The sequence below is a fragment of the Paenibacillus sp. AK002 genome (assembly GCF_053903045.1).
In genome coordinates, this window is record NZ_CP096377.1 from 3,032,652 (window position 1) to 3,046,060 (window position 13,409).

General features: G+C 49.2%; 9 protein-coding genes. 8 read left to right on the plus strand and 1 reads right to left on the minus strand.

Going from position 1 to position 13,409, the window contains the following annotated elements; translation table 11 throughout:
- Nucleotides 1–51: 51 nt before the first annotated feature.
- Complete coding sequence (locus M1D70_RS13600) at nucleotides 52–3,765, plus strand: non-ribosomal peptide synthetase family protein (protein WP_456290432.1); 3,714 nt, start codon at nucleotides 52–54, stop codon at nucleotides 3,763–3,765.
- A gap of 159 nt (nucleotides 3,766–3,924) precedes the next feature.
- Nucleotides 3,925–4,602, plus strand: a complete 678-nt coding sequence (locus M1D70_RS13605) for a serine/threonine protein kinase (protein WP_145035977.1) — start codon at nucleotides 3,925–3,927, stop codon at nucleotides 4,600–4,602.
- Nucleotides 4,603–4,707: 105 nt separating this feature from the next.
- On the opposite strand, the gene glsA is transcribed toward M1D70_RS13605, so the two are convergent.
- A complete protein-coding gene (gene glsA, locus M1D70_RS13610; protein ID WP_456290123.1) occupies nucleotides 4,708–5,649 on the minus strand; it encodes a glutaminase A in 942 nt (313 codons plus the stop codon).
- A 153-nt stretch (nucleotides 5,650–5,802) separates the two neighbouring features.
- Here glsA and M1D70_RS13615 point away from each other — a divergent pair, with 153 nt between their 5' ends.
- From M1D70_RS13615 to M1D70_RS13640, 6 genes are all read left to right on the plus strand, one after another.
- Nucleotides 5,803–6,570: an ABC transporter ATP-binding protein gene (locus M1D70_RS13615; RefSeq protein WP_456290124.1), complete on the plus strand. Its 768-nt coding sequence runs from the start codon at nucleotides 5,803–5,805 to the stop codon at nucleotides 6,568–6,570.
- Nucleotides 6,557–8,488 (plus strand): ABC transporter permease, encoded by a 1,932-nt coding sequence (locus tag M1D70_RS13620; protein ID WP_456290433.1) that lies wholly within the window; start codon nucleotides 6,557–6,559, stop codon nucleotides 8,486–8,488. Before M1D70_RS13615 ends, M1D70_RS13620 begins: the two co-directional genes overlap by 14 nt.
- A 25-nt stretch (nucleotides 8,489–8,513) precedes the next feature.
- Nucleotides 8,514–8,879, plus strand: a complete 366-nt coding sequence (locus M1D70_RS13625; RefSeq protein WP_009592970.1) for a YxeA family protein — start codon at nucleotides 8,514–8,516, stop codon at nucleotides 8,877–8,879.
- A gap of 56 nt (nucleotides 8,880–8,935) precedes the next feature.
- On the plus strand, nucleotides 8,936–11,107 hold the full coding sequence (locus M1D70_RS13630; protein ID WP_456290125.1) for a M1 family metallopeptidase: 2,172 nt from the start codon (nucleotides 8,936–8,938) through the stop codon (nucleotides 11,105–11,107).
- 95 nt (nucleotides 11,108–11,202) lie between these two features.
- Entirely contained in the window at nucleotides 11,203–11,910 is a 708-nt protein-coding gene (locus M1D70_RS13635) for a response regulator transcription factor (protein ID WP_456290126.1), read from the plus strand.
- A gap of 3 nt (nucleotides 11,911–11,913) precedes the next feature.
- Entirely contained in the window at nucleotides 11,914–13,335 is a 1,422-nt protein-coding gene (locus M1D70_RS13640) for a sensor histidine kinase (protein WP_456290127.1), read from the plus strand.
- The last annotated feature ends 74 nt before the right edge of the window (nucleotides 13,336–13,409 follow it).

Below are 13,409 nucleotides of genomic sequence, written 5' to 3' on the forward strand. Positions count from 1 at the left end.
ATAGAAAAAGCATAGAAAAAGATGGAGCTGAAACCTTTGAATACTACGTTGATGATCGAACAAGGCAAAGAATATTGGTTGAATGAACTGCAGCTACCTTTACCGGGATTCTATCTGTACACCGATGGTCCAGCGCATCTTCAGCATCAAGATTTCGATCGCATGGCGATTCCCCTTCGTATCGAAACCGGTAAAATCCAGCGGTTCCGCGAAGCGTATAACATCAAGCCATGGATGCTGACAAGCTATGCGGTGTTTCTGTACCGCATGACGCACGATTCGGATTTGCTGATCGGCGTGAACAATGAGAAGGGCAATCTGCTTCCGCTAAGAGTGAGCATAAGCGAAAATGATTCATTCGCACGTTTGTATGAGCAAATTTCCGACAAGATGGAACAGATTGAAGCAAGCAGCCTTTCCCTTTCTGACATCGAAGGTTTTATCGGTCAGCCGCTCCATCTGCGGACGATTTACGGCCGGAACGGCAACGGCTATGCCTACGGTGAAAGCGGGCTGAACTGGGTGGTTCAGGAGGAGGAAAGGGATCAATGGACACTTTATGTTTCCTATGCCCAGCCATTGTTCAAAGAAGAAACGATTGAAAAATTCAGCAGGCACTTCGAGCTGCTTGCGGCAGCCGCTCTTGAGCATCAGGAGATGCCGGTTAGCCGTCTGCCTATGCTGACGGAAGAGGACCGGAATGCCTATGCAATCCTTAACGACACGAAGATGGAGCTTCCGGAAGATCCGACGCTTGTGGCGATGTTCGCTGCGGTTGTGGAGAAATATCCGAAGCGAATCGCATTATCTTCCGGCCAGGAGCAGATCACGTACGAACAGCTTGACAGGCAGTCGAACCAAATTTCCCATATGCTCATAGACAAGGGGCTGCGCAAAGGCCAGTTCGTCTCGATATTTATGAAGAGAAGCCTCGATACGATTATCAGCATGCTCGGCGTCCTCAAAGCCGGGGGAGCCTATATCCCGCTGGATCCTTCCCATCCGGAGGAACGAAATGCTTATATTATCGAGGACACGGCATCAAACATCATTCTGACGCATCCGGATTTCACGGCGAAACTGAATGGACTATTGGACCAAGTTCAAACCAAGCCGGAATATTTCTGTCTCGATGACCATGTCTATTCCTATCCGGCAGAAGCTTGCGGCGTGGGCGTGACAGGCGATGATCTGGCCTACATTATTTATACGTCCGGTTCTACAGGCAAACCGAAGGGCGCATTGATCGCCCATCAAGGCGTCGTGAATCTGGCACTGGCCAATCGGAAGAATTTGCAGATGAGTGAACAGGATATTATTCTTCAATATTCCACCTTCAGCTTTGATGCTTCCGTTTACGATATTTTCGGCTCACTGGCTTGCGGCTCTCGACTCCATCTCCTATCGGATGAGCAGCGCTTCTCCATAGACGCCTTTACGGAAGCGGTGGCAGACACCAACGCGACGCGCGTCGCAATATTGCCTACGGTGTTCTTCAATCAATTGGCAGCGTATTTGCCGATGGAGGACACACACAAATACCGTAACATTAAAACGATCGTGGTCGGAGGGGAAGCTTTGGCGGGAGAAACCGTTCGCATGTTCCGGAAGAAGCTTCCGATTCCAATCGTGAACCTTTACGGCCCTACCGAAACGACCGTCGTGGCAACAGGACATGTCGTGGATTATCCGATTTCGGAGGATCTGGCCACCGTGTATATCGGTACGCCTTTTGCCAACTATGAATTGTATATTGTAAACGAACATGATGAATTATGTCCGACTTGCGTAACGGGGGAATTGCTCATCTGCTCGGTAGGCGTAGCCAAGGGATATTTGAATCAGCCCGAGAAGACCAAGGAAGCCTTCATTCTGGATCCGATAACGCCCGAATCAGGCAAACAGTACTACCGTTCGGGCGACTTGGTGCGGTTGCTGCCGAACGGGCAGGTGGAATACCGGGGAAGAAAAGATTCACAGGTGAAAATCAGAGGCTTCCGGATTGAGATCGGGGAGATCGAGGACAATCTGGCAAAGCATGAATGCGTGAAGGATATCGCAGTCATTCCGAGAACGGATGAGGACGGAAGCAAAATGCTGGCGGCATTCTACACGTCCCATGACGGACAGGCCGCCCCCGCCAAGGAATTGGTACATTTCTTAAGCCGGAAAGTGCCGAGTTACATGGTTCCTAAATACATCTGTTTCGTGGAAGAAATGCCGTTGTCCCCGACGGGTAAAATAGACCGCAAGAAGCTGGCTATATACGACCTGTCGATGGAGGCGGAAGAGGATAACTCCCCATACGAAGCCCCGGTTAACGATACCCAACGGGATATCGCCGCAGCCTGGGAAAAAGCGTTGGGACAAACCCAAATCGGCATTCACGACGATTTCTTCGATATCGGCGGCTATTCGCTGAAAATCCTGGAGATTCTGGTCCTCCTTAAGCCTCGATATCCGCAGTTGAAGATCAATGATTTCTTTGTATTTCCAACCATAGCGAAACTAGCGGAGAGAGTTGCGGAATTAGGCAGCCAGGATATCCTCGTCGATCCATTGGTTGAACGGGATCTACCGATTCAGGATTTGGCGGAGTATCCGATTTCTTTCCCTATCAATCATGCTTCGGAACAAGCGGTGTATACCCAGCAGCATATTTTGCTAACCGGCGCAACGGGGTATTTGGGATCTCATTTGCTGCACGAACTGCTGTATCAATCCACCGCAACCGTATATTGCCTGGTTCGGCCGTCAAAGCTGATGGAGCCGTATGTCCGCCTGGAGCAGGTCATGACGGGATATTTTGGCGAAGACATCAAGTCTCGAATGGACAAGCGGGTGATCGCGATTCAGGGCGACTTGGAGCAGGAGTCTCTGGGGCTTGGGTCCGAAGACCTTGCCCTGATTGAAGAGCGCATCGATTCCATCATCCATTGCGGAGCCGAGGTGAAGCATTTCGGGGATGCCGGCTATTTTGCCCGAGTTAATGTTGAGAGCACGGACAGATTACTAGCTTTGGCCCAAAAGAAACCTAATACCCGCTTCCATTTTATATCTACGCTTGGCATTCCGGAGGACCTGGCGCTGGGCGGCCAATGGGAGGCGATCGTTGCCGGAGCGGGCTACGAGGAGTCTTCCATCGAGAATGTCTATACGAACAGCAAGCTGGAGGCCGAGAAGGTGGTCATCAAAGCCGGTAAAGAACGAGGCATTCCGGCAGCGGTATACCGGGTCGGCAATTTGTCCTGTCACTCCGAGAACGGAAGATTTCAGAAGAACATAGACAACAACGCGTTTTATCGCATGCTGAAAGCGATGGTGCTGTTGAAGAAAGCGCCAAGCGTGAAGTGGCAAGTGGATATTACGCCGATTAACTATGCGGGGGAAGCGATTGCTGCGCTGCTGCTTCAGCAAGAGACCGTCGGCCGAGTATTCCATATCTGCAATCCGGTTGCCATTCCTTACGAGGATATGGTGGAGCACTTTAAAGATTATGGATATGACATTTCCTTGATGGACTGGAAGGAATACGAGGCATGGTTATTGGATCCGCAGCAGCCGAAGAACAAGGAAGGCCTGGAGCTGGCCATGGCACAGTTTGAAGGCGACGGGGCGAAGAATTCCGTTTACCGGTACACTTGTCCGCAAACTTCAGAATTCCTCCGCTTCACGGGTGTGAAGTGCGCTTTGCCGGACAAGCCGTTTTTTGAAAAGATGCTGGATTATGCCGCTGGCATTGGATATTTCGTGAAGCCTGAGTAACGATATTCAGGTTAGCAGGCAAGAAACCGCGAATCGCTTTCGCGGTTTTTTTGCAATCTTTTGTGCGTATGGTACGGCAAGGCGGCAAAGATGTTTTTAGGGCTCGATTATGGTACGATCATACTGATTTAAGTCCATAATCACCAAATGAGGTGGCCCATGAATAACGAACAATGGAAGCAGGCAGAAACCGCGCTGGCTTGTATGGAAGTGATCAAGAACGGCACCAACGACCCGGTAACGATTGAAGGCGAATCGGATGATCTGCGCTGTGTCGGAATCGGCACGGATGCTGCGGTGTTCGTCTATGAACCTTTGCCGGCATATGCTTATAAATTGTATGCTGTGGAGGCGCTGCCCAAGAAGGAAGCGGAGATCAAGGTCTATCAAGAGTTGATGGGCAGTCCTTATTTTCCCGTATTTTATGGGACAGGCGAGCGTTATGTGGCGATCAGCCATGAATCCGGATTAACCTTGTACGATTGCTTGCTCTATGGTGTGCCCGTTCCTAGGCAGGTCATAGAGGATGTCGAAGCCGCACGCTCCTTCGTGCGTAGCAAGGGCTTGAACCCGCGGGACATTCATTTGAAGAATGTACTGCTGCAGGACGGCAGAGGGAAAGTGCTCGATGTATCCGAGTATGTTCAGGATGGCAACGACAAGCGATGGGAGCATCTCGTGTGGGCTTATGACAATGTATATCCGCTGCTTGAGGGCAAGAAGCTGCCGCTCTGGGTATTGGAAGCCGTGAAGAACGGATATTACCGTCTTGATCCGTCCAGCGTGAATATGCAGGAGTTCGCGGATCGGATTGGCAGATTATTTTTCAGAAAATAGCAGTTGAATCCATACGAAGATGGCAGGAGGGCTTGACCGAAGAGAGTCGGAATCTTCCTTATAATCCCCCTTAAGCATATGCTCCTGCTTTAGGGGGATTTTTACTTAGAACATACTCCAGTCCATCTCCCGGGACAAGGTTTGCAGGAGATGCACGCCGGCATAACTGTTCCCTTTATCATTCAGTGCCGGGCCTACCACGCCGATCCCGTAGCGTCCCGGTACTAATGTTAATATGCCCCCTGAAACGCCGCTTTTGGCCGGCAATCCTACCTGAATGGCAAATTCGCCCGACGCGTTGTACATCCCGCATGTCGTCATAAACGTCTTGGCGATTTGAACATACCTGCGAGGAATGAGCGTTTTGCCGGTTAGCGGATCCAAACCGCTGCAGGCCAGGACTAACCCCATTCGGGCTAAATCGGCACAATCCACAACAATGGAGCAGTGCCTGAAGTATACCTCCAACACCTCTTCAACATCTCCGCTGAGAACCCCGTTTTCTTTCAAAAAGAACGCTATGGAACGATTTAAATTCCCGGTATCCGATTCCGAGCGGTAAACGCCCATATCATAATCCAAGTCGGCGTTCCCGGATAGCTCTTTAAGAAACTGAAGAATTCTGCCTGACTTCTCGTACGGGCTGTTTCCGTTAATCAAGGAAGAAACGGTAATCGCGCCTGCATTAATCATCGGATTGAAGGGAATGCCGGGCCGAACCAGCTCCAGCTTCAGCATGGAATTGAAGTTGTCTCCGGTCGGCTCCATGCCAACCTTGCCAAAAACGGTTTCCTCTCCGTTGTCCATCAGTGCCAGGAGCAGCGTGAATACCTTGGAGATGCTTTGCATCGTAAAGCGAAGCCCGCAATCCCCGGCTGTGACGGATTCTCCCTGAGCGCTTAGAAGGGTAATGCCCAAGGCATCATGTGGAGCTTTGGACAGTTCGGGAATGTAAGAGGCGACTTTGCCTCTGTCTGAGCATGGCGAGCTTGCTTTCAGCCAGCCCGGCAGTCGCTGCCGGATGGTTTCGAGGTCGGGAGATGTCATCGTTTATACCCCTCCATGGATGCTCGTTGATGAGTCCGAGTCGTTAGTGCTGTTTTGTTAAGCTTTATGTAAGGTTCGTATAAAAATCGTGTAAGGTTCGCCTTCTATAATTACATCTGTGTTTAACAAACGACGACTTGAAGGAGAAGCCATATGACAACCATATTACAGGCAAAACATGTAGAAAAAACATTCGGCATCCAAGGAAATTCATATACGGCATTGCAAGATATCAATCTTGAGATTCAGGAAGGCGAGTTTGTCGGCATTATGGGACCCTCCGGGGCGGGCAAATCGACGCTGCTGAATATCTTCTCGACGATCGATACACCGACGGCAGGCGATATTACCATTGCCGGGCAACATATCCTGTCGATGAATGAGGAACAGTTATCCGATTTTCGCCGGAATCAGCTTGGATTCATATTTCAGGACTACAACCTGCTGGATACCCTGACCGTCAAAGAAAATATAGTGCTGCCGCTGGCATTGTCCAAGGTGCCTGCCGCGGAGATTGAGAAGCGGGTTAACGAAATCGCCGACACGTTCGGCATTCGCGACATCTTAGGCAAATATCCTTATCACATCTCGGGCGGCCAGAAGCAGCGTACCGCTGCCTCGCGCGCCATCGTTGCCCATCCTAGCCTGATCCTGGCGGACGAGCCGACAGGGGCGCTGGATTCCAAGTCGGCGGCCAGCCTGCTGCAAAGCTTAAAGAAACTCAATGAGTATCATTATTCCACCATCCTGATGGTCACTCACGATGCCTATGCGGCAAGCTTCTGCAAACGCGTCATTTTCATAAAAGACGGTCGGCTGTATCAGGAGCTTCATCGAGAAGACCAATTGCGCAAGGTGTTTTTTGATCAAATACTCGAAGTGCTGGCCGCGCTTGGGGGTGAGCATGATGACACTGTTTAGCATTGCCAGAAAAAACATCCGCAAAAATCTCGCGAATTACTTTTTGTATTTCGCCTCGATGATATTTAGTATCGTCATTTACTTCACTTTTGTTTCATTGAAATATGATACGGCGATACAGTCCGCTGCGGAGGGGTCGACCAAAATCAGTTCGGCCTTTAGCGCCGCCGCCGTCGTGCTGATCATATTCGTGGCTGTTTTCATCTGGTATTCCAACTCGTTCTTTACCCGCAAACGCAAGAAAGAAGTCGGACTATATTCGCTGCTCGGCGTGAGGAAGAAACAGATCGGGCTGATGTTATTTTATGAAAACTTTCTGATGGGCGTGCTGGCTTTGTTGGCCGGGATTGCCCTCGGTTCCGTGCTCGCCAGATTTTTCGTTTCCCTGTTAATGAAGGTGATGGGTTACGACGCGATAGCAAGCTTTTCGATATCCCCCGAGGCCATCATCAACACAACCATCGTGTTCATGATCATAACGCTAATTACATCGTTGCAGGGGTACCGATTGATCTACCGGTTCAAATTGATCGAATTGTTTCATGCGGATCAGGAGGGAGAGCAGGAACCGAAGGCTTCATGGATTACCGCCTTATTGTCGCTGGTATTCGTTGGCACCGGTTACTGGCTGGCCCTGCAGAATTTGCTGCAATCCAAGGTCTGGGCAGCGATGGGATTCATGCTAACGCCGCTCGTCATTCTCATGACGGTGATTATCGGTACGTATCTGCTATTCAGTACCCTGACCGTAACCTTGTTGAAATTATCCAGAAATAACAAGAACAGATTTTGGAACGGGATGAACATCATCAGCATCTCCCAGCTCCTATATCGCATCAAAGGCAATGCGCGTACGCTAACCATCATCGCGGTGCTCAGCGCAACGACGCTAACCGCCGTCGGAACGGCTTACAGCTTTTATTACAGCAATGCAAGCAATGCCTCGCTAGCAAACCCGAACAGCATGACGTTTATTAACGGCGATGGCGGGACAACCAAGCGAATCGACGAGCTGATCGCTTCCTCATCGGACCACGAGCTGTTGTACCATGCAAAAGTGCCTGTCCTTGAATTGGATGCCGATGTCAGCGGACTTGATGCGGCATTCTCGCATGACATGCAGACCTACAGCGCCATATCCAATCAGGATTTTAACGAGCTGGCGAAGTTGCAGGGCCGCAAGGAAGCCATGGAATTGAAGGGTGATGAGGCTGCTGTGCTGGACCCGGCTTATTACGAAGGCATATCGCCGGCATATGTGGGCTCGAAGGTGAAGCTTACGCAGAACGAACAGGAGCATGATATAACGTTTAAGGAATTGAAGAAATTCAGTGTGCTGAACATGGGGACGGTGTACTCCACCATCGTCTTAAGCGATGAGTTATTTGAGAAGTTGGAGAAGGAGACAAAGTCATACAGCCTGGAAGCATACGGCATATCGAATCAGGACCAAGCGAAGCAGTTAACGGAGCAAATTGAGGGCGTCCTGCCGGAAAGCGCGGCATTCGCCAGCTATTATCAGGATTATGCAAGAGGAATGGAATCGTCGGGCCTGTTGATATTTATGGGAGGATTCCTGGGGCTCGTGTTCCTTACGGCGACGGGCAGCATCATATATTTCAAGCAATTAACCGAAGCCAACTCGGACAAGGCAAGGTACCGGATATTAAGTAAAATCGGCGTAAACAAACGCGAGGTCAGAAAGACCATCGCCCAGCAGGTTTTGTTTATCTTCGCGCTGCCGCTCATCGCCGGCATCGCTCACTGCTCGGTAGCATTGATAGCCTTGTCCAGGCTTCTAAACATGAATCTGGTGATACCGGTCGTGATCTGTATGGGCGTGTATACTTGCATCTATCTCATCTACTATGTGGTAACCGTGAATGCCTACTACAGAATCGTAACGAATAACAAATAGATTTATTAACAAGGGGAGAGTAACCATGAAAAAAACAATGATCTTCGGCGGCGTTTTAGCCGTCCTCCTAATCGGATTTATCATCTTCATTCAGAACGTGAACTTAAACCGCCTCGGTACGGATCAATATTTTGTGCAGGTTCAAGAAGGTACACGGGTAGAGGATAAATCGGATAACGGAGAAAAATACGTTTACTATGAATACAACCTGGAGGGCTTTGATAAAGAGGGAGCGGCAAAAACATTGACCTTTACAGCGCAGAAAGAGCTGCGTAAGGAAGCTTACTTGCGTGTCTATGTCAAAAAAACAGGCGTCAGCTCCTATCAAGAGGTACAGGCCAGTGAGCTGCCGGGACCAGCCAAGCTGAAGCTTGAAACATTAGGGAAATAAGGATCATATCTAAGGGGGATAACATGATGAATTCATGGAAAAGTAGAACAGCGAATTTGACCAAAAAAACGATTATCGGCTCGCTCGCATTGACTTTGGCGGCGGGCCCGGTCATCGGACCGAGAAGTACGGCGGCCACAGCTGCGCCAGCTTCAACGATTTCACCAATCGTCGTGGATATGGAAGCGCAAGCACCGATTCATTACGATATTCAGGCCAGGCTGAACGAGAAGGACATGACCATGCAGGGGAGCAGCAGGATCACCTATCGAAACACCAGCCAAGATACGCTGAGTGAGCTGGTGTTCCATACATATGCCGATGCTAACCGTTCGGCTTCAACCCAGACGTCCATGTTTAAACGATCGAACGAAGAAATCAGCAAGAACCATCCGGATAAGAAACCGGAGGATTTTCTTGGCGGCATTGATATCGAGAGTGTGACCGCCAGCGGTCAAGCTCTTGATTTCAGCAATAAAGAACAGGCTTTGACTGTCCAATTGAAGCAGCCCTTGCGACCTGGCGGATCGATCACGGTACAATTGGATTTTTCTCTGAAGATTCCGTATGGCTCGCAGCGCTTATCGTATTATCAAGATATGATTAACGGGGCGCACTGGTATCCCGTGATGTCGGTCTATGACGAGCACAAGCATCAATGGAACGCGGCTCCTTACAGCACAACGTTCGAAACGGATTATTATACTTCCGCCGACTATGACGTCCAGTTCAATGTTCCCGACTCCTATGAGGTAGCCATGCCAGGCACGATAACGTCAAGGGAGGTGGGGAACGGACGCAAAGTCGTATCCGCCGCGGCGGAAAATACGAGGGAGTTCGTTTTCTTTGCCAGCCCGAATTTCAAAGTGGACAGCGTTACCCGTGACAGCCTGACAATCGAATATTTTTATTTGGACAACGAGCCGGATAAAAAGCAGATCATTGACCGGTATATTGATCAAGCATTTAAGGCCATTCAATTTTTCGGTGATAAATATGGCGCTTATCCTTATCCCGATTTCCGAATCGTTGAGACGTACGTGGAGGGCGTAGCTATCGAATATTCGAGGGTCATTCAAATGGGACAGGTTCAAGGCCAGGCTGATCCTGCTCAGGATACGGTATTCGTCCATGAAATCGCCCATCAGTGGTTCCACTCGTTAATCGGGAACGATTCGGAGGCGGCATCGTTCCTCGACGAAGGATTTGCCGATTTTTCCAGAGTGTATTTTGCCGAGAAGCAGGGGGATAAACTGAATGGTTTTACATCCATTCGATTTGACGATACTTCGCTGAAGCTTCCCATTGCGTCGACCAACGACGAGGTGGGGGATATGGCCAGTCCGGTTTATTACGATAAAGGCCGGCAAGCGATTTACCAATTGTACCGTTCCGTTGGCGAAGAGAAGTTTGACCACTTGATGAGGGAATATTTCAAACGTTATGTCTACAAAAATGCTACGATTGAGGGACTGCTCCAAACGATAGACGACGTGCTCGGAAAAGAGGCGCGAAACGAAATGTCAGCCGCACTATATCAACCGGGTTTTGTGCTAAAGCCAGAATATCAGCTGACAGAGGAAGAGAAAACCGCCTATATGCATGACCAGTTTCAATTGCTGTATCAATCGGCCTTAACCCAAATTCCAGATTTGCCCTACGAAACGATGAGCCGTATCATGGATAAGGCCCTTCAGGGAGAGCCGCTATCGATCGTTCTGAGCGATCAAGTAAGCAGACGAACACGCAAACAGCAAGAAACCATGGTGAGCCAGCTTGCGGCGTTTCTTGATTTAAGCGGCGTGAAGTATGACATTATTCGGGATCGTAAGATTTTGAAAGAGAAGTTAAAGAATGAACTGGGGACAAGCAATTTGATCCTGATTGGAAACGGTAAATCGAACGGGGTGATACAGGCGCTCAAATCCGGCATTATCGAGCGGGCGAACAAAATGGGCTTTGCCTGGAAGAATTCCATGAATCAACCGACTACAGCCGGGGCTTATGTGATCAAGCATCCATTCAATCAGAATCGTTTGATGCTCCATTATTTCTGGAACGGTGAACAGGTAACAGATGAGGCCATGGAGACGTATATGGCAAAAATGCAGGAATCCATCGGATTCACCAGCGCCTATTATCAGTACTATGTGTTGGACAAGACGGGGAAGGTGTTGTTAGATAAACATGTGGAGAATCCGCTGTCGAAGTTTTTTGCGGTGGAGTAAGTACCGAGATCATAACGAGTGCAAGCAGCCAGGCGTAGGTGAATAGCAGCTTGCCAAGTGGGAAAGATGGTTGTTATAGCAAGGGGGGAAACCAAATGGCGTTTGATCAAAGGGTACTAGTGGTTGATGATGAAGCTGATATTGTCAGGCTGCTTCAAACCGTGCTGGTCAAGGAGGGCATCGATCAGGTGTACACCGCAGCTACGGCAGAGGAAGCATGGATTGAATTTCAGCAGCGCCAGCCCGATATCGTTATCCTGGATATCATGCTTCCCGACGGAGAAGGCTACGAGGTGTGCAAGAAAATCCGCAGCGTCTCTAATGTTCCGATATTTTTCCTGTCCGCCAAGACGGAGGAGATCGATAAAATCCTGGGTTTTGCCATGGGCGGGGACGATTACATTACGAAGCCATTCAGCCCAAAAGAAGTGGCTTACCGGATTAAAGCCCGATTTCGCAGACCGGAAATGCCTCAGCAAGAGGACAAGCCGAATCGTCTAATTCAGGTAGGACCATTTGAATTAGATGAAGAAAAGATCGAACTGAAGAAGAACGGCAAGGTTATTCCGCTGAAACCGAAGGAGCTTGGACTGCTGACACTGATGCTCAAGCACCCGGGCCAGATCATGAGCAAGGAAAGTTTATATGATCAGGTGTGGGGCGAGGAATTTTTCGGCTTCGATAATACCGTGATGGTGCATATCCGAAGACTGCGGGAGAAAATCGAGGAGGATCCCTCCAATCCGCGTTATCTGCTGACGGTAAAAGGCCTTGGGTATAAGCTTGCGGTAGAGGAAGAATAGGGCATGAGGTGGAAGCTTACCGGCAGGTACCTATTCTCCGTTGTGCTGATTGTTGTCATCGTGATTATCATGAATATCATCGTTGTCATCGGTTTGTTTGTTGTGCAATCGATGAATGAGGATTTCTTGACCAACGGCAGTCAAACCTCCGCAGAGACGATTTCCAGATCCTTCGAGGAGTTTATCGTGATTTCCGAATCCGGTGCTTCCGTGAGCGAGAAGGGTAAGGACATTCTGAAGAAGAATGAGGCCTGGCTTCAGGTTTTGGATGAGGATGGCAGGGAAATATACCGTTATCGGGCTCCCGAAGGAGCGAAAACGAAATACACTCCCATGGATATCGTGCAAATTTATAAGTACTTTGAGAAGGACGTGCTATCAACCGTCTTTGTCGGCGAGAAAACATACTCCGATCATCGTTTCAGTTACTTGGTTGGCTTCACTTCTCCGTACTTGGAGCGGCATGTGCTCACGACCGACACTCGAAATTTTGTACAAGCGTTCAAGGTCTTTAGCTTGACCATCATCATCGTTGACGGCTTCATCGCCTTATGTATCGCTTATATCTTCAGCAAGCGGCTGACCCAACCCATGTTTATGCTGATCGACAGCATAAAGCGGCTGGCGAATCGTAATTATCACGTCTATCACCAGCCTAAAGGGGTGTACAAGGAGGTGTTTGCCAACATCAATCTTTTATCCCAAGAGCTGAAAGCAAGCGAGAAAGAAAGAAAAAAATTGGACGCGATGAGGGAAGAGTGGATCGGCAATATCTCGCATGACATCAAAACGCCCCTTGCTTCGATTCAAGGCTATGCCGAAATGATAAAGGATCCGGAGTACCAGTTCTCTCAAGACGAAATAAGGGATTATGCCGGGATCATTGAACGTAAATCCATCTATTTACGAGACGTGATTGAGGATTTGAATCTGTCGACTCGCTTGAGGAACAAAGAGCTGATGCTGAATAAGAAACATATAAACATCGTTAGCCTGGTCCGCAATGCCGTGATCGACACCTTGAACAATCCAAGTTATTCCAATCGGGACATTGACTTTGGCAGCAGTCATGAAGTCATTAAAGTCGAGGTTGACGATATCCTGATCCGCAGGGCGATCAGCAACCTGATTTACAATGCAATCGTTCATAACCGCGAGGATGTTGCAATCAAGGTTCAGGTCGAGAAGAACGAAGATCATATTCTTATTCGGGTGGAGGACAATGGAAAAGGCATTAAACAGGAAGAACTTGGGAGAATATTCGACCGTTATTTCCGAGGGACGAATACGGGAGAACTCCATAAGGGATCGGGGCTTGGCATGGCTATTACGCATGATATCGTCATCGCCCATGGCGGAGAGATCGAGATTCGCAGCGAGGTTGGCCAAGGCACGATAGCGGAAATCAAGCTCCGCCCAGCATAGAGACAAGAGGTTATTTCTGCCATGATCACGGAGTAATCATAGCGCAAGCTGGATACACTACCGTAAAAAGGAGT